This window comes from Dyadobacter sp. CECT 9275 (assembly GCF_907164905.1).
Taxonomy (GTDB): Bacteria; Bacteroidota; Bacteroidia; order Cytophagales; family Spirosomataceae; genus Dyadobacter; species Dyadobacter helix.
This window is the reverse complement of the sequence record NZ_CAJRAF010000002.1, coordinates 2,883,283-2,907,162: the sequence shown is the minus strand read 5'-3', so window position 1 is coordinate 2,907,162 and position 23,880 is coordinate 2,883,283. Positions and strand designations below refer to the sequence as shown.

The window sequence follows — 23,880 nt, the reverse complement described above, 5'->3', positions numbered from 1 at the left end:
TATGAACGTACTCATTATTGAAGACGAAATGAAAGCGGCCAGAGAATTGAAATCGCTGGCGGAGAATCTGCACGAAGATGTAAAAGTGTGCCAGATACTTCAGTCAGTTGAAGAGGCGATGGACTGGTTCGGAAACAATGAAATGCCGGAACTCATTTTGTCTGATATTCAGCTGGCAGACGGCGTAAGTTTTGATATTTTCCGGAATTTAGCCGTACAGGCGCCGGTAATATTTTGTACAGCCCATGATGAATATGCATTACGTGCTTTTGAAACAAATGGAATTGACTATCTGCTGAAACCTATTGAAAAGAGCAAACTTCAGAAGAGCTTTGAAAAACTCCGCCAGTTTAAATATTTCTTTAATCACGAATCGGCGGATTATAGCGCCCGGTTTAACAATATGCTGGGTGATTTTGAAGAGAAAAGCTACAAAAGTTCAGTGCTGGTGTATGTCAGGAACCAGATTATACCAGTGGCCACCGAGGATATTCAGTTCATTCATACAGACAATAATCTGGTATATCTCTACACGGCAACTCAAAAGTTTGAAATCAGGAAAATATTGGATTATCTGGAGGCGGAATTAAACCCAGGTGATTTTTTTAGAGCCAACCGACAATTCATTATTTCAAGAAAGGCGGTAGTAAATATTCAGCAGATCGAAGCCCGGAAACTTGAGGTTAGCCTGTCTGTTCCGACCCCGCAGCCTCTTATCGTCAGCAAGGACAAAGCAACACGTTTTTTAAAGTGGTTAAAGAAGAAATAAGTTAAGAGAAAACAGCTCTAAATTATATCGCTGTTTTACAGTAATTAACGATCCAATTTGTAGAAATAATTAACAGCATTTACTTGGAAATATTTCTCTTTAAATTGTAAAAGTAATAAATATTAAGAGCAACAAATATTTTCATTGCCGGGCTCACTGGGTATATTGCCGGGTTCGTTCAGTTTTTTCGCATATAGAATAATTTCTATTTTTACTTTTATACTGTGAATAAAAACAGGATCATGCATTTTGTGATTATTCCGATAAAATAACTTCTCATATCCATACACTTGGTAATGCGGAACAGCAGCTGTCACGGCGTATTCCGGCATTATTGATTAACTTAAAACAATAAAAAAATGAAGAAATTTTCCTGTTTAGCGGTTTTCTTATGCCTGTTTGTCTGCATGCAGGCAATGGCTCAAACCTACCCGGTTTTGCCGGCCCCGGATCATGATGCAGACCACGACGCTATCATAACCGGTACTATATCAGTGAACGGAAGTACGCAAAAAGTAGCTGCAGTAGTGGCCCGTCTATATCGTGAAATTTCAGGTACTCCTAATACTTACGTTTTGGTTTCCAGTGCAATCAGTAACTCTATTGGTGAATTTTCATTGACCGGGCAGGTTGGAGAAACCTACAGAATTGAGTATGAATTTCCAACGGATGGTTTTACCGCAGCCACAGGAAATCCGTCTTCCTCGTTTGTAGCAACTGCTACGACTACTGCTCCCGGAAGTGGTCTTGAGTTAACAAAGGTTAGTAATACCATAACCAATTGCGGTGTGTCCGACCCCAAGGCAACGCCCTGGATAGCCGCGGGAGATCAGCAATCGATTGTGGTAGATAAGGCAGTTGCCACTGCCGGATTGGAGCCACTTTCTGTTAAACTGTTTACATCATCAGCGGTTTCACATCCTAAAATTGACATTGGGGCAATCACGGAAACCACTATTGAAACATTGGACATTGGTGCTACGGTTTACATTCTGGATCCGTTTTCCGCTGGGACTTTGTCAACACTTGTGACTTATCAACAGTTTATTAGCACCGACTTCGGAGCAACTACTATAACGGTTCCTGCCAGTGGAACTCTGGAGTACTGGGATATCTCGTCGGGCAAAACAAATTCACAAAACGTTCCAAGTTTTGACCCTAACTATACAGGAACTGGGACAATTACGTTTAAAGCTGCTGCTCAGGGGAAAACAACCAGCACTACCTCTGGCGGAAATATCACAACTACGCTGACTACGAATGCAACTGCCGGAGTTTGTCTGGTATACACCTATGCCTCAAATCCTCTTCCGGTAACCCTGGTATCATTCAATGCAAAAGCGGAAGGTAATGTTAACCATCTGGACTGGAGCACAACCAGCGAAACCAACAGTGACCATTTCGATGTACAAAGAAGTCGCGATGGAAAAAGCTGGTCGTCCATCGGAAAGGTAACGTCTCAAGGCGAAAGCAACGAGCTTATCCCTTATACGTTTAGCGATCGGACTCCACTTAGCGGGCGCAATTACTATCGTCTTAAAATGATCGACCGTGACGGAACCTTTGCTTTCAGCAGGATCATTAACGTGAAGTCGGAAATTCTTCAGGCTTCGGCTTACGTTTATCCTAATCCGGTTGCTAACGAGTTATTTGTGCAGTCCGACGCCGGTAATGATATAGCCAGAGTTCAGGTACGTAATCTTGGAGGCCAGGTGGTGAAGGAATCTGTTAAAAGTTCGGAGTCAATGAATGTCAGCAGATTAGCTCCAGGCATTTACACGGTACGCATTATACACACAGATGGCTCATCAGTTAACCAGAAAGTGTTAATCGGGCATTAATTGTAACTTGCAAGAGTTAACAAAATAAGTTGAGCAACCTTAAGCACCCTTCCATTTCCTTGGAAGGGTGTCTTAGTGCGTACGTATCCAGAACCATCCGCTCCTGTTAGTTCTCTGCTAAGCGGGAACGTCTTACAGCCGACTTTCGCTTTGGAGCAGGATAATGCGGTTTACTGGCAGATGCCCTTTCAAAGTGGGGTTTTAAGCAGTGTACAACACAACTGGCACGCACTGCTTGATTCATAAAAATCGACCTGAGCCGCCATCGGTATCCCGACAGGCAAACACTGTTTTCGTACCGGGCACGCAGGGGCTTTATTTTTTAATGTGCTTTTCTATTGTTGTCCCGGCATGAGTTGTGAGTTGGGTGACCTCACTTTATGAAGGCCAAATAAGGCGATGCTGAGCAAAATTTTATATGTATGACCACGATTGTATTAATCGGCAAACATCCCATCGTACACATTGGTTTACGGTATATACTTAAGGATCGATTTACGGAAGCATTAATTCTGGAAGCGGGTAATATCGTAACATTTCGTCATTCCTATCCGGGAGCCCGTCCTGATCTTGTCATTCTAAGTATCTGTAAGGATCAGGCTTTGCCGTTATTGAGTATTGTTGCAAAAATTAAGAAAAGGGAGCCTGCTTGTCATATTATTTTGTTTGAAGAAGAGCCGGATCCGGAAAACGTACACAGTTATCTAAAAACCGGGGTCGAGGGCTATTTGTCTAAGCAAAACAGCGTGGCTGAGCTGAGGGAGTGCATTGACGAGGTTTCCGAAGGAAGGTATTACGTTTGTAAGGAATTACGCGAAACCCTTTGGAATGATGGTATGGACAAAAAGCACGCGGCAGGTACCGAGGTATTGTCATTAACCTCTAAAGAGCACGAGATTGTGAAATATCTGTGTCAGGGGATGAAAACTTCCTGGATTGCTCAAAAGCTGGGTAAAAAATCCTCGACTATCAGCACTTATAAGTTCAGGATCTTTCAGAAATTGGCTATTGACAATGTTCTTCAGCTTAGGGACGCGATCGAACGGGTGGAGGTCCGGAAAAAGAAGTAAAGCCATCCGTAGTCACAAACAGCACGCAAGGTATACTCATCCCCGCAGGGAAAATCGTCGGATGGTTATTTCGTGATCCCGAAAACCAATGGTGGTTTTCTGTGTATCAGCAAAGTTAAATACCTGGCCGTCTGACCGCACATTTTCGATTTTTGTAAAGTCCAGGGTATGTACCAGCCAGCCTTCTTGCTGGGGGCTCATACTGGCCAAAATACCTTCTTCCGGCAGATCCTTGTCGGGTGTTGCGTAAAACGCCGCATAACCATAATTAATATCCACGGCAGGAGACCAGGGGGCGTTTCCAACGGTTTGCGAAACGACGGTATAGGCCTGGTTTTCCAGTGCTCGGGCACGAGCTCCTATGTGTACACGCGTTGCTCCTCGGATGGTTTCGGTACAGCTTGGGGCGAGTATGAATGTTGCTCCCGCGGCGCAGAGTAGCTGAGCCCCCAGGCTGAATTCAGTATCGTAACAAATCTGAATTCCAAAGGCTCCCCAATCTGTATCAAAAAGGGTCAGTACCTTTTCACCGCTCTGTATGCCCCAGTCTTCGTTCTCAAATCTGGTCATAAAGAACTTGTCCTGATAACCGGCCTGGCCAGTTGGTGAAAAAACAAATGCCCGGTTTACGTACCCGCCATGATCTGCCACCGGAAAACTGGGCGCAATGATGATACATTTATACTTTACAGCCAGTGCTTCGTAGGTTCTGCAAAAATCCTCCCTCAGATTTTCCAGTGCCTGCACCTGGCGTCGTATGTCTTCCCGGACATCTTCAGGGAAGAGACTCACCAGTTCCATGGCGCCATATTCCGGAAACAGCAACAGGGAAGCGTTGTCTTCGACAGCCTTTTTTACCCAGTTTTCGGTATGCTGCTGCCAGGAGGTGAAATTGCTGTGCTCTGTAATCGGATATTGGGCGGAGGCAACGGTAAGGGTCATGAAAATTAATCAGTTAATGAGTGGCCTGGTCCAGAAAATCATCGTTTTGGGTGTGGGGTGATCCTCCCCAAGGTCCGGCCATTCCATTTGGCTTTGCAGTGTGTTATCTTTCCGATACCCGCGTTTTAGCCAAAAAGTGTCGTTTGCACGATAATTTGCTGGTTTTGCAGGATGGACATTGCCTCGGTCAACCGCACAGAAGCAGGTTAATTTGTACGTCTGAAAGCTTGCAGCGTGTTTCTCCCGTTCGTCAAAAAAACGATGCCCCAGTCCTATTCCCCTGAAGTGAGGAAGCAATATACTTTCTCCGAAATAAAAAATGGAATCCAGGTCCAAGCCCGCATTCTGAAAGGGCATTTGTATTTCCCCCGTTTCATCTGCGAGCGGTATACAAGTGGTGGCGCCAACCATTTTGTTGCCATCATAAACCGCAAAGAGCAACGAGCGCTCGGACCGCGCATAGGTCTTCAGGTAGTTCTTTTCGTAGGAAACATCCCCTTCATACAAATAAGGATAATCCCTGAAAACACTTATCCTCAGGTGTGCGAGGTCGTCAAATACCTGCTCAATTGCCGCGCCGGTGAGCGTTACGTAGTGAAGAGAGGGAGCCATCAGGAAACCAGGCTTATCCAGAGCGGAAGGTTGTAATAGGTTGTTACACGGCTTATCTTTTCATTTGTTATCTCCACAAACGCGGCCGCAGGAAGTACATAAGTTTGGCCTTTTGCCTCGGGAAGTCCCTCTTCTCCCTGCTTGTAAATACCGTTCACGGTGAATTCAACTGCTACTTTTTTATCGCTTGGTTCAGCGAAAAACACCATATCCGTCAACGTTTCCTCATAGGAAGTATCCATGGTTTGCAGAAACTCCTTGAACTTTTCGATCCCTATACGGGCATCTCCCTGGTTAGGTTCGTGCCGTACGTCTGAGTGGAGCAGGGCTAGCATGCCATCCCAGTTTTGATCATTAAAGGCCGCGTAATATTGTTTTACGATTTCTAGCGAAGACATTTCAGATTAATTTGCTTGAAGACTTTTTTGCAAATATAGGTTTAACCTTTATTCAGAAACGGTTTTTTTACAACTGAAACCTGCCCCATGGCATCCTTCCGGTACCTTGCAATGCAATTGGCATTGTATTTAGTGTCAAAATTTACGTTCCCGGGTGTGAGGTTTTTAGGAATTTCACCCTGGGCCTGAAAGAAGTATACAGTTGTTTCACCGTACTTCGTATGCGGCATCAGGTCTCCATATTTTTGTATTTCGTCCGGAAAATGCTCTTTCACCGACACCGCATAAATCCTGATAATCGGACCTGTATTATTTTTATTTCTATATGCTGCTACTTCGGTGAAACCACTTTTAAGATCGTTGATGCTCGGCAGCGAGGCGGTATCGTAGACGATGTACCCGATCAGTATCAGGAATGCAAGAAAGAGGTATTTTCTGTTTTTTTTACTAATCATAGCGTCAGAGTATCATGTGCGGAAGTATAACAGTGCCCAGGAAGGATTCGTTACATTTACAGGACAATGAATTCTACCCTGCGATTTTTCTTTTTGTTCTCTTCCGTCGTATTCGGGGCAACGGGGTCAACCGGTCCCTTGCCTACATACTGCATGCGGGACCTGGTGATCCCCTTCTCTGTCAGGTAGTTGACAACAGACTCACAACGGTCCCTGGATAGTTTCACATTGGCATCAAAGTTTCCGGTATTGTCAGTGTGGCCTCTTATTTCTATCCGCAATGTTGGGTTGTCACTCAGTACTTTGGCAAGATTGTCCAGTTCGGTATATGACTCAGTGCGCAGGACAGGGCTGCTTTGGTCAAAGAAAATTTTATTAAGAGTAATGGATTTCCCTTTTTTTAACTCCCCGAACGCCTCCGTTGCAACGGCTTTGACAGGCGCTGCGGCAACGGATTCAATTTTAACGGCCACTGGTTTGAGTAATAATTCCTGACTGGGTTGTTTTTCCCCAAGAGCCTCTGCGGGGTCAAAAGTAAGCTGGAATGGTTCAAAACCTTCTGCTATCACATTTAGCTTATACTTCCTTCCGGGCAAAAGCTGGGCAGAAACGGTACCGTCGGTTACCCGGACCGTTATTTTTTCTGCCGAACCCGCCTCCGTGATATTGAAACGCGCACCGGCTACGGGCCGTCTGTTAGCCTGAGATAATGCTCTGAAATCAAAGTCGTAAATCTGTTTTTCAATGCCTATCCGCACGATTCCCGTCGCGATTTCTTCCGGTGATACCACATGGTGAACGGATCGATATCCCTGCGGCTGGAAATTCAGTTCAGGTTTGTCACCTTCGTAAACGGCAAGCTGTTGGTTAGAAAGGGACTTTCCCTCCTGAGTGGTAATGGCAGCTGCAAGCTCTTCGCCGGTGTATCGGTCTGTCACCCGAACAGAAATGTATTTAACCTTTTTCGGTGTTTTGTTAATCCTGAAAAGTACTTCATTCTTTTCCTTATCAATATTTAGCTGAACGGTGTGCGGGTTATAACCGTCGGCGAGGCATGAAATTTCGTATTTCCCTTTTCCCTGAATAGGTATTTCTCCTGCAGATTCTGTTTCGAAAGTGAGTACGGTGTTATTACTCATGTCTTTCAGGTTAAAGGTAGCTTTTGGAAGAACTTGTCCCGTTTCGGCATCTATTACTTTCAGAGCCAGCGAATACGTGATTTTGTCTAACCGTGCTTCAAATTCATATATTTTTCCACCGGGAAGTATATCAATTTTAATTTTTTTAGAAATGGAAGTAAAGCCTTCTGCAAATGCTCTGATTTCAATTTCACCTTCACTGGTAAAAGTCTTTTCCATTTTTCCGTCCCTGAGGGAGGCGCTTTCGGTTGGCAGGTTGTTAGGATATGTGATGCTGATACTGGCAGGGATAGGCAAGCCAGTCACAAAATCAAGTACCGAAATTTTGACCACAGACGGTTTTAATGCAAGGAGTTTAAGCACTACCCTTTTGTTTTCCCGAAGATCGGATAACCTTATTTCTGCGGGCTGGTAATTTTTGGCAGATGCCCGGATCGTCAGTGAACTGCCGGGGTCGGCCTTTGCCGAATAGCTATCCTTGTCGGAATGGAAAGATAACTCTTTGTCAACCAGTTGAAAGGATAGCCGGGCATCCGGTATAGCCGTATTGTTGTCGGCATCCCGCACCAGAACCGCAATATCGTATCTGGTGGGTAATGAGGAGGAAACAACAGGTGGAATGTCAATTTTTTTGGTGGAATCGGTCGTTTCGGTTTTGCTTATGCGTTTTTCGGCTTGCTGTTCAGCCGTAAGTTTTTCAACAACCGGGGAGGAAATTGGCGGCGATACAACCATTTCCGAAGTTGTTGCGGCGGCCTGTGGCTGCGCCGCGGTCGTTTCCGGTTCTTTTATTTTAGGAGCTTCTGTCAGGATAGCGATGTCATTGCGACGTAAGGGTGCGGAATTTCTAACCGGATTCAATTTTAAATTCCTGTTTATAACCTTACATCCCTCATATTCGGATTTGCGGACAAAAGCTGATTTGAGGCGATAATCCTTTTCATTTACCGAAACGGAATATTCTCCGGTAACAGGAGCCAGAATTGTAAACCGTCCGTCTTCAGGATTGGTATCAATAGACGTAATCACCGCGGAAGTAACAACATCGGATAGTACGACACGGGTTTTAACCGGACTTCCGGTTATTGAATCTGTCACGAAGCCCTGGATGGTAGCCATTTTGAACGGTCGAAGCGCTTCGGGAATCTCGTAGGTATAAATATCGCCATCGCTTACGTAATACATCAAATCTCCGCATGGTCCTATGGCAACAGACTGGTCAGATCGTTTGGTATTGATCATCTCCAGCGGTACTGGTTCAGACCAGCTCCCGTCATCCTGGAAACGGGAATAATAAAGGTCAAAATCTCCTTTTCCTTTTTTTTTGATGGAGGAATAAACCAATGTTTTGCCGTCGGCCATAATCCGGGGTGCTTTTTCGCAATCCAGATTCACCGGTGCAGGAAGTTCAATGGGTCGCTTCCATTTACCATCGGTACCCAGGTCAGCACGCATGATACGGTAACAACGTTGTTCACCCTCCGCTTTTTTTACCAGGTTGTCCTTGATGAAATACAGCCTTTTTCCATCCGGAGAGATACTGGGAAAACCTTCATAACCAGGTGAGTTGATTTCTGCTCCGATATTAACAGGGTTACTCCAGCCATTTTTTGTCCGTGTGCAATAATATATATCCTCCCTTCCGAAACCCTCTTTGGCATCATTGTAATCGGCAAAATAAAACAGCATATTGCCGTCGTAACTGATACTCGGGCCGCCAATGACCGGTGCCATGCCACTTCCATACTTGTTGATCTTCATGATGGGCTCGGGGCGTGACCATTGCCCGCTGGTATGCTGAGAGGTTTCGTACACCCCGAAAAAATCGACCATCTCGCCCGCCTCAATTTTCTGAGTGCGGCCTTCGGAATTGATGACGGGCACACGCCCGGAGGCATTCACATAGAGTCCGTACCTGCTGGACTGAAATATCAACGTGCGGCCATCGGCGCTCAGTGACGGAGCATATTCAATATGGTCACGCAGGTTAACAGGGTCGGGGAGCCGCTTGCGGGCCTGACCAAAACCGGGGATCCAATAACACGTCAGTACCAACACGAAGAGCAGTTTTTTTATCACGGCATCATGGTATTTAAGGTACTAGTTCGGTTTTTAATCCTACGGTGCCAGCCTGTGTGATGGCCACCGCTGCTGTAACGCGGTTGCCGACCAGGGTGGTCAGTTCATCTTTATAATAACCAGCAATCCTCAAAATCATCTCCTGGTCGGTTCCGGAAAATGTCAGTTTCACACTGCCGTTCGGATGTTTTGTAAACCAGGCATTTAAATCATTTTTCAGGTTTTCTGGAAGGCTTGGGGAGCTTTCAAGTGCTTTCGCAATACGGGCCGTGAGCTCCTTATCGGCCGATTGCGCCAGATTTTGTGTGAGGTTAATCAGAGGACAGCCGTCCAATTCCTTCAGACCAGCAGCGTCCTTGCATTTGTCCTGGCTGTCTTTAATTCCGTCTTTGTCCGTATCCGGGCAGCCTCCAAGCTCCGGTGCTCCGGCCAGCTGCGGACATTCGTCTTCATGATTGGGCACTCCGTCGTTATCAGTGTCCGGGCATCCATTGAATCTGGCAAGTCCGGCTTCATGAGGGCAGGCATCGTTTTTGTCAAAAATACCGTCCTTGTCCGAATCGGGACAGCCGTTTGTTTCTTTGGGACCGGCCTCTTCGGGACATTTGTCGAAACGGTCTTCAATGCCATCGCCATCGGTATCAGGGCATCCTTTAAAAGCCCAAAGGCCCGCTATATCAGGGCACTGGTCAAGTCTGTTGGAAACATTGTCCTGATCATCATCTTTTTCTCTGGTCCACTTTCCTAACGGGATAAAAAAACCGGCATAAACATGCGGATTCAGGCCGTTTTTCTTAAAGAGGCCAAGCAGATTGTCCGTTCCGAGCGTCACGATACCCAGTCTCAGATTAGTGCCGATAGCTGCCCTTTTGAAAGTACCGTAGTACTGGCCCGTCAGGCTAAACCCGAAATCATTCTTTTCGTATCTGGGGCCTATTGAAATTACAGAAGACGTACGGAGGTTTTCGATAGACTTGGCTTTGGGGAGGATCCAGACCCCGCCTACGAATAACCCTTTACCAAGATTAACGTCGGCCTGAATGGTAATGACTTGAGGAAGTTTAACAGTAATTTTTCTTTCTGTTGCTTTACCTTCCAGACCAAGGTCATTAGCAAGCTGATTGTGAAAATCTTGTGAACTTTTAAGCCCCTGATATGAAAGCGGGTCAAAATTGCCGGAAAGCGTTGTTGCGGCATAATTAGCTGTCTTATTGTAATTGATCTTGCCAATGTCAGTTACCGAAATACCGGCCTTCACAAGATAATTGGCTACGGTGGGGTCAAACCTGTTTTTCCCATTCAGCAGATACTGATTGCCTTCAGCATTGGGACGGTATTCATAGGTAACCCCGATATCTATCCCACTGCCTTTTCCTGGCGTACTTCCCTTCAAAGCCTCAGCTATTTTCAGGTCGGAAGTGAAAGCAAGGTCGGAATGGTGGCCCTGGAATCCGGTGGCATTGTAGATAGCCGTTCCAGAGGTACCGGACTGAAAACTTCCTGCACTCTGAATGGAGGCGGTTTGCCATCCGTAAAGTAGCTTGAACGTTGCACCAACTTTCAAAAAATGCTTGTCTTTTTCATAGACGGGAGCGGCATAGGAAACCGCATATTCTGAAAATGCTTCGTTTTTCAGGTTTATGCTGCCAGCCATGTCTGTCAATTCTTTGACATCGCCCCTCAGCCAGTCCACCACCTGATAATTTCCGGTAAATGACTGTGCACTTCGGTATCTGGTAGTGATGGCAAGCGCATGATTGTTTCTTAGCTGAACCATCACTCCAGGGCCTCTGAGTTCATTCTGGATGACTCCGTACTTTGTATCGTCTATTTTATAAGACTTACCGGAAAATAAAACTGTTTCCTGTGAAAGCCGGTTGGTAGAAGCCATAAAAGAACCAAAACCAACATTCAGATGGGCCTTCCAGTGAGAACTTGCAATGGCACTTGGATTGAGGTAAACGGAATGCACACCCGCATAATTATCCAGCTGTAAGCCATTCATGCTTTGACCGTACGAAAAGGAAGCTGAAAGAAAAAAGAAGAGTAAAATTTTACGCATAGAATGTATTCGGAGCCATGTTAAACGAAGTTCTAATATAAATAAAATGATGCATCTGGTTACCATTTTAAAGGTGCCTGATGTGCGGTTTTGGGTATTAATGCTTAAATACGGGGAAAAGGCGGTTTTTTGCAGGTATTTGTCCGGTGTAAACGGAGGTGGTATTACAGCGGTTTTACCCGAACATAAACGGCTCTGTTGCCCTCTAACCAGCCAAGGTGATACGCATTGCCGCGGCAGGTCAAATAAGGCTGTTTGGTTTTTTCTGAAATGATACAATCCGGAATGAACGACTGCTTTTCAAGAGATCGGGAGGGGTTTTCTACCAGGACATGCTCAAAATGCCGCCCGGGTCGCCGGAGGCTATATTGAAAAGCATAGTCATAACTTGCTTCTGTAAAATCGAATCCGATATTTCGGGCATGGATGGAATCTATAAACCGCGTAAGGGACTGCATCTGAGCCCATTCATCTCTCCACATGATTTCGCCTGCTGAGGCAAAAAGGATACTTTCCTGTTTCAGGTTGTAGATATTATCCGTATTAATAGAAAGGTGAAGTGACTTATTGACCGAAGGGAAAACTTCTTCAAAAAACCATTTTGTTGAAAGCAGCGGATGTGTTACGCTTAACAACGCAAATGGCATGGCCTGAAGCCATAATACAGTAAGAAGTATTCTCTGAATCAGGATAACGGAGCTTCCGTATATGAGCCCAATTGCTGGTGCAGCAAGCAGGAAAAAGGGCATGTGGAGCCGTGAACCATAATGTTGATAACCAATGAAAAAACAGAATACCAGAAATCCAAGAATGACAAGAGCATAATAGAGCAGGAAATTCCAGGATTTTCTAATGAAAGGTAGAAGTAGCCCAGAAAAGAGGATCAGCCACATGGCCAGGAAGTTCTGCGCAAAATCCTCATTGAAGTTGAGCTTGTTCATCTTAAAACTTTGTGCACCAGTATCTTGCATAGGTATTCCGAGCCAGTGATGAAAACTTACCAGGTTGCCTTCAAGCCAATTGTTGTACTTATTTTGTGGGGATATAAACCCGAGATGTAAAAAAATGTGTTTTGAAGTGGACGAAATGAATTTCTGCGGGCTATCCGTATGGTTTTTATTGCCATTGGAAACAGTACCTAATGGACTGCCGTAGACCTGGTGGGTCCGATACCAGAAGGGGAGGTTCAGTAGCAGCGTGACCATCACTACGCCGGTGCCGAACCTGAGGAGCGTAAGCCATGATTTGTTCCTGACCATCATTACAAAAAGATAAATACCAAATGGCAACACGTAAAAAACAAATGTACCTTTGGTCTGGATGCCCAAAGCGATGGCGAGGACGAGCCAAACAAGCATTTTATTGTCTGATTGCCGGACATATGCAAACACATAATGAGCAGTGGAGACAATAAAAAAGGAAACCACCAGGTCATTTTGTGTGGTCATCGATTCCAGAATGACGATTGGGATGGTAGCAGCATAACAAAGAGCAAGGCCCAGGGCCCGACGGGATTTGGAAAATAGCTCTACGAGCAAGGAAACCTGCACGAGTATCCCTGCCAGGCATACCCATTGCAGTATCTGAAAGTAACGTTCGCTGTCGCTTAAAAGAAAAGTATGCAGATGAACGTATTCCGAAAAGGGACTAAATGAAATGGAACGTTCGATGTGCGAAGCGTAATGTTCCACATTCCCGTTTTGTATCCAGTATCCCAGCCTACTCAGATGGTAACTCAGAGAATCCAGGTTGTTGGGCGGTGCTACCAGGGCAACAACCAGCGTTGCCCCCATGAGGGTACTCAGGATGAGAGAGGGGTAGATCCCCAGCGTTTTGAAGAATTGCCTTGCGGCGCGGAGAGCTGCTGAGAGAAAGAGGGCAAAATTTACGGAGCCGATTCTTCTTAATGTCAGAAACCAGGCGAGCAGCCCGGCATTCAATAGCGCCCAGGCCACAGCAATTCCTCGGGAAGAAATGAGGCCGGAAAAACTCAATACTTCGGTGGAGGTACCTATGAAGAAAAAAAGGAATGTAATCGCCGCAAGAACTGATTTGCGTAGCGACTTTATTTCGAAACTATAATATAAATTAATCGTGCTCAGCCAAAAAGCAAGAGGGATCAATAATATCATGATAAGCAAAAACAGATTTACATGGGCTAATATTCTTCAAAATTATCTAATTTACCGGGGAAAACAACTTTAATTAACTACCGGTTAATAAAATCAACGGGTTCTCATTTTCTTTACTTCTTCCACCAGTGATTCGATGGAACGGTGTGTAGTTACCACTTCATTCCATTTTAAAATCCAGGTAAATTCGCCGGTTTTGTTCTCAACAGTGATTGAATATCGGTGCGTGTGCTCGGTTGATCGTCCGATATTTTCTTTGCTTAGCGCATGCACGGTCCAGTGAACAGGAACTGGATCACCCGTAACAAAAATATGGAGACCGTAGGCGGGAGGCTGCAGGCCAAAGGTACCTTTGAGCGGGTCAAAATGTAAGCCGATTTTGGTGAAGGCGTTTCCAAAAGTACCGTTTAAGACTAGGTCTTCCGGTGTGCCGCTTGTTAATTGTTTTGCTTTGTCAATGAGCCACAAACGATCGGCTATCTGAAGCGCCAGGTCCAGTTCATGCGTGGAGAGTAAGATCGCCTTATTGGTTTTTCGGGCCAGAGCGTGAAGCAGATACATCATTTCCACCCGATTGGGGATATCCAGGTGGGCTGTGGGTTCATCCAGTAAAATCATATCGGTATCCTGCGCCAGCGCCCTGGCAAGCATCACTTTCTGGCGCTCCCCATCGCTTAGCTCATGGAGTCTTCTTGCCGCGAATGCCCCGGCTCCGGCCATTTCCATGGCATATTGTATCTTTTCATCATCCTTTTTCTTGAGAGTACCGAACCATCCGGTATGGGGTGTTCGTCCGATAGTTACCAATTCTCTGACAGTAAGGTTGTTATGATCAGGTTTCTCTGTCAGAACCACGCTTAGTTTTTTTGCCAGCAGTTCTGGTTTGATGGTTTTTAAATTGGTTTCTCCAATGAATATTTCTCCCGAAACGGGTTGCTGAAGCCCGGCCAGTGTTCGTATAAGTGTGGATTTGCCAGTTCCGTTGGCGCCCAGGAGGCACACCAGTTGCCCGGGGTGCAGGTTCAGATCCAGGTTTTGCAGTATTGGCATGCCGGGTTTGTTAGATCTGATATAACCCACTGAAAGTGAAGTGGTATGCAATAGTGAGGGCTGGTTGTGCATCATGAATAGGATCGCCTGTGATAACCTACAATTACCCAGATCACCACCGGCGCTCCTAACAACGAAGTTACAATGTTGATGGGAAGCACAGTATCTTTTCCCGGCATCTGGGCCAGGATATCGCAAAGCAGCATCAGTATGGTTGAAACCAGGCAGCATCCCGGGATGAGCATGCGGTGGTCGGAGGTTTTTAACAGGGAGCGGGTAATGTGGGGGACAGCAATTCCCACAAAACCGATGGGGCCGCAAAAGGCAGTGATGCTTCCCGTCAGTATGCTGGTTACCGATAAAATCATGAACCTGGACCGCCAGACTGTAAGCCCCATGGTTCGGGCATAATTTTCCCCCAGCAATAAAGCGTTGAGAGCTTTGGAGGAAATAAAGGCAAGTACCAGGCCGGTTATAACAACTCCGGACAGTACGTAGAGCTGATACCCAAGTACACCCCCGAGAGAGCCGAAGGTCCACATAATGTATTCCTGAAGTTGTTCGGGCTGGCTGTAATACTGCCAGATACTGATGATGGAAAGTGTGATAGCACCAATCATTATTCCTACGATCAGCAAGATAACGTGGTCTCGGATTCGTCCTGCAATGAGCAGGATAACGCAAAGTACCAGTCCTGAACCCAGAGATGCCATCACAATCACCAGCCAGCTCCCCGAAATACCGAGTTCCCGGATGGCCTGAATTCCCGCGCCGCCCCCAAGCATGATGATGGCAACACCCAGTCCTGCTCCGGCTGTGATACCAAGCTCCGATGGACCGGCGAGCGGATTTTTAAATAAGGTCTGCATCTGTAGTCCGCTCACAGAAAGGCCGCAACCGGCCAGCACAGCCGTTACCGCTTTGGGTATCCTGATTTTTTCAATGATTAACAGCCAGGCCCGGTCCGAAGATTCGTGGCCAAACACGATTTTAATCACTTCCTGAAAGGGTATTTTAACGGAGCCCAGCATAATATCAGAAACAAAACAGATTATTGATGCGGCAAGCAATACGCCAAGGAGCGAGCGCTGGTAGCCTGCAGTTAAAATGTTGTCCTTGAAATCTGGCATGAAAAATCGTTATTTTAGTTGCCGGTAATAGACCAATTCGTGTTCCGGAAGCAGGTCGGGATGAAGTATGCGAATCAGGTCGGCCAGAACAACTTCTGGAGCAACAACACCCGATTCAAAAAAATCGTTGGCCCCGCGGCCGTTTACCCGGTTATTGTAGCTGTACATCTGTCCTTTTTTAAATGCCCGGAAATCAGAATACCGGGTATCCTGTTGCAGAATGCTGTTTCGGGTATCCTGGTTACTGAATCCGACGTTCAGCCAAAAATCAGCCAGCAGGGCCTCGGGATATACGGTTTCAAAATTCAAAGTTAAACTTCCGGTGCCGTGGGTATTTTTCCATGGATAATTGCCCCCCGCATCTTCAAAAAAAACAGACATGAAATTATCGCCGGTTGGCATAAACCAAACATCTTTAGTGTTCAGGCCTGAGAGTATGCCGGGCTTATCTGTAGCATTTTTTGCAAGAGATACCAGGCGTTTATACTCTTTTTCAATCCGATCGAATCTGGCGTTTGCCAATTCTTCCTTATTCAGAAGCACTGCCAGCAGCTTTACCCATTCCGCACGGGCCAGCGGAGAAGTTTCAACCCATTCCGAATTTGTCAGTACAGGTATGCCGGCTTGCAGCAGAACGGGGTGCTGATCTGTTTGGCCTGCCGGGCTTCCCATATCCATCACCAAATCGGGGTGTAGGGAGATCAGTTTTTCCGCATTGATACCCTGGTTTCTGCCTATCTGTGTAATTTTTCCGGAATCAATCATTTTGATTACCTCAGGAGAGAAGACATATTGCAGATCTCCCAGTCCGGTAAGGACCTGTTCCGCATCCAGAAACCCAAGCAAGCCAATGTGCATGGAGGACATAGCCACCATACTGCGTATGGGTATTTCTATCAACTGATGTTTTTCATACCCTGTGGGGCGATCCGTTCCCCGTTCCAGAAGCAGGTATCCGGAGCTATCAGCAGATGAACTGAAAGGATTTATGATGTTGACAATTTTGTAGTGATCATGGTACTGGACCGTGAAGCCTTTTGCATGTTTAATTCTGACCTGATTCTTGTAATTGGTTGGTGATGAAGCAGATGTCCGTTCTGTATTTTCTTTTGTACTTGTATAGCATCCGGCAACCAGATAAAGGTACAGCAGTAGCAGAGCCGTGCGGGTTTTATATTCCTTCATTGAATCATTCTCTCATTCTGTAAATCCTGACAGGGGCAAAAGTAGTAAGAATTGACTTGAAAGCCGTTGCTAAATGCTGACAAATGGCGTGGTTTAATTTTTGTTAAGATAGTAAATACAATAAATCGCCAATGCCCTGGTTGGTGTATTTACAAAGTGATTCTAAATTTTTTATCCATGAGATACTTATCTGTGGCCTCGATCTTTAATGTGAAAGATCTTGAGGTGGCAATTGGCTTTTATACAACAGGCTTAGGGTTCGAAATTGACTTTATGATTGACGACTATATAGGAGTGAAAAAGGATGGAATGGTTTTCTTACATCTCACCTCCAATAAATTCAGGGCAGACAGAACGGGCCGCGGGCATATTTATATTGTTCTTGATGAAGTAGATAGCTATTATGCGGCTATTCGGGCACGGGGATTACAGCCCCTGTCTTCACCGGCAAATTTAGAATATGGCATGAGGGAATTTGAAACGACTGACCCGGATGGTAATATACTCACTTTTGGATGCCAGGTGCCTTCCCGATTCGACTAGCAGATGCTACCGTATATAAGTGAGCATGATTGAAACATTGTTCAGGCCTGTCTGTATGGTATTAACTGACCGGGTGCCGTGATAATAACCTGCGAGGTGAAGCTCGTCATAAACATCTGCCAGGAGAGACAGAAGCTTTTTGTCGTATTTCCTGATCCGGTTGCTGTAATCTTCAATGCTCTTGGGTTTGGTGAATTTATCCCCTTCTTTCTGTTTCAGATAGGCATCAAGAATGAGCAGCGCTGCGGAATAAGCCGTTCCGGCGGCCATTTTAACATATTTAACATCTGCATACAATCCATCCTTTTTACCCGCTTTTTCACGAAGGATTTGTTTTGCGTTCTGAAGGTATCTTTCGGCTTCTGTAGCAGGTGAAAAAGTAGTCTCAGGAATTTTTCGGGTCATGGTCAAACAGATGCTGGTGGTTGTTTAATGGTTTGACTCAGATTTATTAAAAAGTCATCTCAAAAATAACATTAATTGCAACTTCCAGGAGCAGGTTGATCATTTATTAATTGGCACACTTTTGTTATTTTTCTGGATATGCCTAAAAAGCCACTTTTACAGTTTACAGGAAAGAGTATCTATTGTGCCCAGGCAAATGTGCACATTGACCCATGGATACCCGTCGACCGTGCGATCATAACCCATGCGCATAGTGACCATGCACGCTGGGGAAGCAGGCATTACCTTGCCCACAAGGATAGTGAAGCTATTTTGCGATTACGACTCGGGGCTGAAATCTCTCTGCAAACAGTGTCCTATGGCGAAAAATTTGTGATGAACGGCGTGACTTTTTCATTGCATCCTGCCGGGCACATCATAGGTTCGGCACAGGTGAGAGTGGAATATAAAGGTGAGGTGTGGGTGGCAAGTGGTGATTATAAGTTGGAAGACGATACCTTCTCCGCACCTTTTGAACCGGTAAAATGTAATGTGTTTATTACGGAGTCGACCTTTGGGTTACCAGTTTATAAGTGGAAGCCTCAGGGAGAAATTTTTTCGGAAATAGATCATTGGTGGGCACAGAACAAACGGGAAGATAAAACGAGCATATTAATGGGTTATGCACTCGGTAAAATGCAACGGATACTGAAAGGTATTCATCTCGACGGCCAGCAGGTATATGCTCACGGGGCCATTTACATGCTGAACGAAAGACTGCGGCAAGCAGGGTATGATTTGCCGGAACTTACGCTGGTCACCAAAGACACAGATAAAAAATTGTTTAGGGGCGCATTGGTTTTGGCGCCGCCTTCTGTGGACGGCAGTACCTGGATCAGGAAATTTAACCCTTATTCGCTTGGGTATTGCTCGGGCTGGATGGCGTTGCGTGGAGCCAAAAACAGGCGGGCGGTGGATCAGGGTTTTGTGCTCAGTGACCATGCCGACTGGCCGGATCTGAATAAGGCTGTAAAAGAATCGGAGGCTGAAAAGGTATTTGTAACCCATGGATATACCAGTATTTTTTCCCGTTGGCTGAACGAAAACGGGATTGAAGCCGGGGAAGTGAGTACGATGTACGGGAACGAGGAAGAGGAGGATACATCCAAAACCGAAGGGGGGAGTGAGGAGGAGAGGGAAGAAAAGGAATAAAGGTGATAGGAGCGTTCTTTTTTCGGGATAAACAGCTGACTGTAATAGCTTTAAAAAAATGAAACAATTTGCTGAGCTTTTCATGGATCTTGACCGGACGAACAAAACCAATGCCAAGGTTGAGTTGATGAAAAATTATTTTCTTACCGCACTCGATGAAGATAAAATGTGGGCGTTGGCTCTATTCACTGGCCGGAGGCCTTCTTTTAAGGTGAACCGGACCCAGGTGAAGGAATGGGCAGCGGCAGAAGCAAGTATTCCAATGTGGCTGTTTCAGGAAAGTTATCATAGCGTGGGCGATCTGGGGGAAACTATTTCCCTGATTCTTCCAGCAAATAGTTCTCGTGGCTCGGACAGGTCCTTAACCGATTGGTTTCGTTATCTTGGTCTGCTGCCGGGAATGACGGATGCGGAAAAGCAAAACCATATTCTTCAGGCCTGGAAGCAGCTGTCACAGCACGAAACCTTTGTTTTCAATAAATTACTCATGGGAAGTTTTCGTATAGGGGTTTCACAAACGCTGGTCATACGGGCTCTGGCCGAAGCCACTGCCACCGAAGCCAATGTCATAGCGCACCGGGTAATGGGGCAGTGGCATCCGCTGGAAACTACTTTTGAAAAGCTGATACTGGATGAGGGTGAAAACGATCATGCGTCCAGACCTTACCCGTTTTTCCTGGCCTATCCGATTGAAGGGGAGGTTTCGGGACTGGGAAATCCGGAAGACTGGTTGGCGGAATGGAAATGGGACGGTATCCGTTCTCAAATCATTTACCGGAATAATGAATTGTTTATCTGGACCAGGGGGGAGGAGCTGTCTACAGACAAGTTTCCGGAACTTCATTTTTTGAGTTCCCTATTGCCAAGTGGTACGGTTCTGGACGGTGAGATTGTGAGTTATCAGGATAATAAACCTATGCCTTTTAGCATATTGCAGACCAGGATCGGCAGGAAAAACCTCTCCAAAAAAGTATTGGAAGAAGCACCCATAGCATTTATAGCGTATGACGTAATGGAAGCCAACGGGGTGGATATCCGCCATCTTACCCAGCAGCAAAGGCGGGCGCAGCTGGAAGAAATTCACAGGAATATGCCCGTGCAGGGCGTATTTAATCTTTCTCCCCTGGTCGATTTTCGGGAATGGCAGGAACTACAGGTGTTGCATCCGGCCTCTCGGGAGAATATCGCGGAAGGTTTTATGATTAAACGGAAAAACAGTACGTACCAGGTTGGCCGCAAGAAGGGAGACTGGTGGAAATGGAAAATTGATCCGCTGAGTGTGGACGCCGTTTTGATTTATGCTCAGAAAGGCTCAGGACGCCGAGCAGAGCTTTTTACCGATTATACTTTTGCCGTATGGGGTGAAGATGGTAAACTTGTTCCTTTTGCCAAGGCGTATTCGGGGCTTACCGACGCGGAGATCGGACAGGTGGACTACTTTATAAAACGTAATATACTCGAGAAATTTGGACCGGTGCGTACCGTGAAACCTGAGCTCGTATTTGAAATTGGTTTTGAGGGGATCAATGCCTCCACCCGGCATAAGTCCGGAATTGCAGTACGCTTCCCGAGAATACTTAAATGGAGGAAGGATAAAAAGGCAGCAGAGGCCGATACGCTGGAAAGTTTAAAAGGGATTTTGAAAATGTATACCTAGCGGGGAATACGGAGTGTAAAAAAGAAGAGAAGCTGGCCGGAGTTTTACGGCCGATCAATTTTGTATCTCAGGTTAAAACTGATCTGACAAACAATTATTTAGAACCAATTGGCAAAATCCCGCGGACATATCGCTGCAGAACAGTGGTTTAAGCAAAAAAACTGGAAATGGGCAGCCTTTCAGAAAGAGGCGGCCGCGGCATATCTTGCGGGGAAAAGCGGTATCGTTAATGCTCCTACCGGAAGCGGCAAGACCTATTCTCTATGGATACCGATCTTGATCCGTTACATCAATTCTTTGTCCGGGAGTCCTTCAAAAAAAAGCAAGGGCCTGCAAATTTTGTGGGTTACACCTTTGCGTGCGTTATCCAAGGACTTGTTCAGGAATATGGAAATGGCGGCGTTGGAAATGAACCTTACGCTGCGGGTAGGGATTCGTACCGGTGATACGGGCACCAGGGAAAGGGCCAGTCAGAAAAAGCAAATGCCGGAAGCACTGCTGATTACCCCGGAAAGCCTGCACATATTATTCGCGCAAAAAAACAGTTCGGAAGTTTTTAAGAACTTGCATACGGTGGTCGTGGATGAATGGCATGAACTGATGGGCAGCAAACGGGGAACGCAAACAGAACTCGCGCTGGCCAGGTTAAGAAGTATCAATCCGGCTTTGCAAACCTGGGGGATATCCGCAACGATAGGTAATCTGGAAGAGGCCAAGCAGGTGTTGCTGGGGATGCGTTTCAATGCGGAGGATTCTGTAATCATTAAAGCCAATACGGATAAGAAAATTCTGGTCGAAAGCATTATTCCCGAAAAGGTGGAAACACTTCCGTGGGCAGGATACATGGGGATCAGGCTGGTGGATAAGGTGGTGGAAATCGTTAACAGGAGCCAAACCACTTTGATTTTTACCAATACCCGCTCGCAGACGGAAATCTGGTACAGGACAATTATTGAAAAATACCCGGAATTTGCGGGGATCATGGCGCTGCATCATGCATCACTGGACAGGGAAATTAGGGATTGGGTGGAAGAAGCTTTGCATGAAGAAAGGCTGAAACTGGTTATCTGTACCGCAAGTTTGGATTTGGGTGTGGATTTCAGGCCGGTAGATACTGTTATTCAGGTAGGTAGTCCCAAAAGTATTGCGCGTTTTATCCAGCGGGCGGGAAGAAGTGGGCACCGGCCCGGAGTAGCCAGCAAGATTTACTTCTGCCCGACGAACGCTCTGGAACTCATTGAGGCCGTTTCCCTGCGCGACGGGGTTGACAAACAAATTATCGAAGACCGCCCACCGGTCATTCATGCTTTTGACGTACTGGCGCAGTGGATGATCACCCTGGCGGTGGGGGAAGGTTTTGAAGAAAAGCAACTGTATGAAGAAGTCCGCAATTGTTACGGCTATCAGCTGATCAACCGCCAGGAGTGGGAGTGGCTGCTGGGGTATATCACCACGGGAAGTCCGTCTCTGACTGTTTACGACGAATACAAAAAAGTGGAGCATCTGAATGGGCGTTATGTCGTAAGCAGTCGGCGGACGGCGCACCGCCACCTGTTGAGCATGGGTACTATTGTTTCAGATACGGCTTTGAAAGTCAAATTTCAGCATGGGAAGTACCTCGGCTCGGTGGAAGAATCTTTCGTTACCAGGATGAAGGCAGGAGATGTGTTTTTCTTCGCGGGGATGAGTGTGGAATTCGTACGCATTCATGAAATGACCGTCACAGTAAAAAAGGCCGAGGGAAAAAAAGGATTTTTGGTAAGATGGGCGGGCGGAAGGATGCCGTTATCCTCGCAGCTGTCGGCTTTTATACGTGACCGGCTATCAGATGCCATTGAAAATCCGCTGAAAGAAAGGGAATTGGCGAAACTTAAGCCTTTGCTGGCGCTACAGAACGAACTATCCCTTATCCCTCAGACCTCAGAGCTGCTGATTGAACAATGTGAGACCAGGGAAGGGCATCATATCTTTATTTTCCCCTTTGAAGGCCGCCTGGTACATGAAGGAATGTCTATCATCCTTGCTTACAGGATCAGTAAATTATCGCCGATTACCTTTTCCGTGGCGATGAATGACTATGGATTTGAGTTGCTGAGCGACCAGTATGTGGATATGGAAAAGATCATGGCGCAGACGGACCTTTTCTCAATGGATCACCTGGTTGATGATATATACCAAAGTGTGAATGCTACTGAGATGGCGAAACGCAAATTCAGGGAAATAGCAGCTATTGCCGGACTGATGTTTCAGGGGTATCCTGGTAAGTATATGAAAACAAGACAGTTACAGGCTTCTACCTCACTGCTGTTTACGGTGATGAGTAAATATGAAGATAATAATTTGCTGATCAAACAGGCATATCAGGAAGTGCTCACCTACCAGCTGGAAGAAGTTAGGATGCGTACCGCCCTGGCCAGAATCGCCACGCAAAAAATAATCATCAAAAAAACGAAAAAGCCCACGCCGTTTTCGTTCCCTATCATGGTGGACAGGCTGCGCGAACAGTTAACCTCGGAAAAGCTGGAAGACCGCGTCCGGAAAATGATAAATCAATACAGTAATGCAGATTGAAATTAAAGGGAATCACTTTTTACTACTGACACAAAGGGCCATATTTTGGGAAGAGACACAGACACTACTGATCGGAGATCTGCATCTGGGGAAAATCACTCATTTTAGAAAGGAAGGAATTGCCATTCCAAACCTTGCAGCAGACAATAATTTCGACCGGCTTAATGAGATCGTACATCATACCGGAGCAGGCCGTATTATTTTCCTGGGAGATCTGTTTCATAGCCAGTACAATTCCGAATGGGATACCTTCCGGTTATGGAGGGCTGAGCATCATTATATTGAAATGATTATTGTGGTGGGGAATCATGATATTCTCCCGCTGAGCATGTTTCTTGAAACAGATTTACAGGTTTACAAAAGCGATTACGAAGAGGACAATTTTGTCTTTACCCATCATCCAAAATTAGAGCCTGACCCTGGAAAATTTGTATTTGCCGGGCATGTTCATCCGGTATTTAAAACGTATGGAAAGGGAAGGCAAAGTTTGAGGCTGCCTTGTTTTGTGGTGGATCCGCATCAGGCTATTGTTCCCAGTTTCGGTGTTTTTACAGGAGGGTTTGGCGTAGAAATGACCGCCGAAAGGCAGATATATCTGTTAACGGAGCACAAAATTTTCCCGCTGGGTTTGTGAGTCTCTTGTTGTATC

General features: G+C 46.0%; 19 protein-coding genes. 8 read left to right on the top strand and 11 right to left on the bottom strand.

Annotation, left to right across the window (positions count from 1 at the left end):
- The first annotated feature begins 1 nt into the window (after nucleotide 1).
- The 3 genes from KOE27_RS19720 to KOE27_RS19710 all read left to right on the top strand — a co-directional run bounded on the left by KOE27_RS19720 (nucleotide 2) and on the right by KOE27_RS19710 (nucleotide 3,680).
- Entirely contained in the window at nucleotides 2-769 is a 768-nt protein-coding gene (locus tag KOE27_RS19720; RefSeq protein ID WP_215240521.1) for a LytR/AlgR family response regulator transcription factor, read from the top strand.
- A 359-nt stretch (nucleotides 770-1,128) separates the two neighbouring features.
- Complete coding sequence (locus KOE27_RS19715; RefSeq protein ID WP_215240520.1) at nucleotides 1,129-2,610, top strand: T9SS type A sorting domain-containing protein; 1,482 nt, start codon at nucleotides 1,129-1,131, stop codon at nucleotides 2,608-2,610.
- A 422-nt stretch (nucleotides 2,611-3,032) separates the two neighbouring features.
- Complete coding sequence (locus tag KOE27_RS19710) at nucleotides 3,033-3,680, top strand: response regulator transcription factor (RefSeq protein WP_215240519.1); 648 nt, start codon at nucleotides 3,033-3,035, stop codon at nucleotides 3,678-3,680.
- A gap of 36 nt (nucleotides 3,681-3,716) precedes the next feature.
- On the opposite strand, the gene KOE27_RS19705 is transcribed toward KOE27_RS19710, so the two are convergent.
- From KOE27_RS19705 to KOE27_RS19660, 10 genes are all read right to left on the bottom strand, one after another.
- Nucleotides 3,717-4,622, bottom strand: coding sequence for a carbon-nitrogen hydrolase family protein (locus KOE27_RS19705; protein ID WP_215240518.1), 906 nt, complete (start codon nucleotides 4,620-4,622; stop codon nucleotides 3,717-3,719).
- A 9-nt stretch (nucleotides 4,623-4,631) separates the two neighbouring features.
- Nucleotides 4,632-5,234, bottom strand: a complete 603-nt coding sequence (locus KOE27_RS19700) for a GNAT family N-acetyltransferase (protein WP_215240517.1) — start codon at nucleotides 5,232-5,234, stop codon at nucleotides 4,632-4,634.
- Nucleotides 5,234-5,632: a nuclear transport factor 2 family protein gene (locus KOE27_RS19695; protein ID WP_215240516.1), complete on the bottom strand. Its 399-nt coding sequence runs from the start codon at nucleotides 5,630-5,632 to the stop codon at nucleotides 5,234-5,236. The genes KOE27_RS19700 and KOE27_RS19695 overlap by 1 nt, the downstream gene beginning before the upstream one ends.
- 41 nt (nucleotides 5,633-5,673) lie before the next feature.
- Complete coding sequence (locus KOE27_RS19690; protein WP_215240515.1) at nucleotides 5,674-6,087, bottom strand: hypothetical protein; 414 nt, start codon at nucleotides 6,085-6,087, stop codon at nucleotides 5,674-5,676.
- Between the two features lie 56 nt (nucleotides 6,088-6,143).
- A complete protein-coding gene (locus KOE27_RS29675; protein WP_229252843.1) occupies nucleotides 6,144-9,305 on the bottom strand; it encodes an OmpA family protein in 3,162 nt (1,053 codons plus the stop codon).
- A gap of 13 nt (nucleotides 9,306-9,318) precedes the next feature.
- Nucleotides 9,319-11,367: a DUF5723 family protein gene (locus KOE27_RS19680; RefSeq protein WP_215240514.1), complete on the bottom strand. Its 2,049-nt coding sequence runs from the start codon at nucleotides 11,365-11,367 to the stop codon at nucleotides 9,319-9,321.
- 164 nt (nucleotides 11,368-11,531) lie between these two features.
- On the bottom strand, nucleotides 11,532-13,499 hold the full coding sequence (locus KOE27_RS19675; protein ID WP_215240513.1) for an ArnT family glycosyltransferase: 1,968 nt from the start codon (nucleotides 13,497-13,499) through the stop codon (nucleotides 11,532-11,534).
- A 93-nt stretch (nucleotides 13,500-13,592) separates the two neighbouring features.
- Complete coding sequence (locus KOE27_RS19670; protein WP_229252842.1) at nucleotides 13,593-14,549, bottom strand: ABC transporter ATP-binding protein; 957 nt, start codon at nucleotides 14,547-14,549, stop codon at nucleotides 13,593-13,595.
- Between the two features lie 71 nt (nucleotides 14,550-14,620).
- Entirely contained in the window at nucleotides 14,621-15,679 is a 1,059-nt protein-coding gene (locus tag KOE27_RS19665) for an iron ABC transporter permease (protein WP_215240512.1), read from the bottom strand.
- A gap of 9 nt (nucleotides 15,680-15,688) precedes the next feature.
- Nucleotides 15,689-16,864: an ABC transporter substrate-binding protein gene (locus KOE27_RS19660; RefSeq protein WP_215240511.1), complete on the bottom strand. Its 1,176-nt coding sequence runs from the start codon at nucleotides 16,862-16,864 to the stop codon at nucleotides 15,689-15,691.
- A gap of 177 nt (nucleotides 16,865-17,041) precedes the next feature.
- Here KOE27_RS19660 and KOE27_RS19655 point away from each other — a divergent pair, with 177 nt between their 5' ends.
- Nucleotides 17,042-17,407, top strand: a complete 366-nt coding sequence (locus tag KOE27_RS19655) for a VOC family protein (protein WP_215240510.1) — start codon at nucleotides 17,042-17,044, stop codon at nucleotides 17,405-17,407.
- A gap of 6 nt (nucleotides 17,408-17,413) precedes the next feature.
- Here the strand turns inward: KOE27_RS19655 and KOE27_RS19650 are convergent, their stop codons facing one another.
- Nucleotides 17,414-17,812 carry a DUF5618 family protein gene (locus KOE27_RS19650; protein WP_215240509.1) on the bottom strand — a complete coding sequence of 133 codons (399 nt, stop codon included), beginning with the start codon at nucleotides 17,810-17,812 and terminating at the stop codon, nucleotides 17,414-17,416.
- A 138-nt stretch (nucleotides 17,813-17,950) separates the two neighbouring features.
- Here KOE27_RS19650 and KOE27_RS19645 point away from each other — a divergent pair, with 138 nt between their 5' ends.
- The 4 genes from KOE27_RS19645 (at nucleotide 17,951) to pdeM (ending at nucleotide 23,865) form a co-directional block, all read left to right on the top strand.
- The gene (locus KOE27_RS19645) at nucleotides 17,951-19,003 is read left to right on the top strand and encodes a ligase-associated DNA damage response exonuclease (protein WP_215240508.1); all 1,053 of its coding nucleotides are present in this window, start codon (nucleotides 17,951-17,953) and stop codon (nucleotides 19,001-19,003) included.
- A gap of 58 nt (nucleotides 19,004-19,061) precedes the next feature.
- Nucleotides 19,062-20,660, top strand: a complete 1,599-nt coding sequence (locus KOE27_RS19640; RefSeq protein WP_215240507.1) for an ATP-dependent DNA ligase — start codon at nucleotides 19,062-19,064, stop codon at nucleotides 20,658-20,660.
- Nucleotides 20,661-20,768: 108 nt separating this feature from the next.
- Nucleotides 20,769-23,231 carry a ligase-associated DNA damage response DEXH box helicase gene (locus KOE27_RS19635; protein ID WP_215240506.1) on the top strand — a complete coding sequence of 821 codons (2,463 nt, stop codon included), beginning with the start codon at nucleotides 20,769-20,771 and terminating at the stop codon, nucleotides 23,229-23,231.
- On the top strand, nucleotides 23,221-23,865 hold the full coding sequence (gene pdeM / locus KOE27_RS19630) for a ligase-associated DNA damage response endonuclease PdeM (RefSeq protein WP_215240505.1): 645 nt from the start codon (nucleotides 23,221-23,223) through the stop codon (nucleotides 23,863-23,865). The genes KOE27_RS19635 and pdeM overlap by 11 nt, the downstream gene beginning before the upstream one ends.
- The last annotated feature ends 15 nt before the right edge of the window (nucleotides 23,866-23,880 follow it).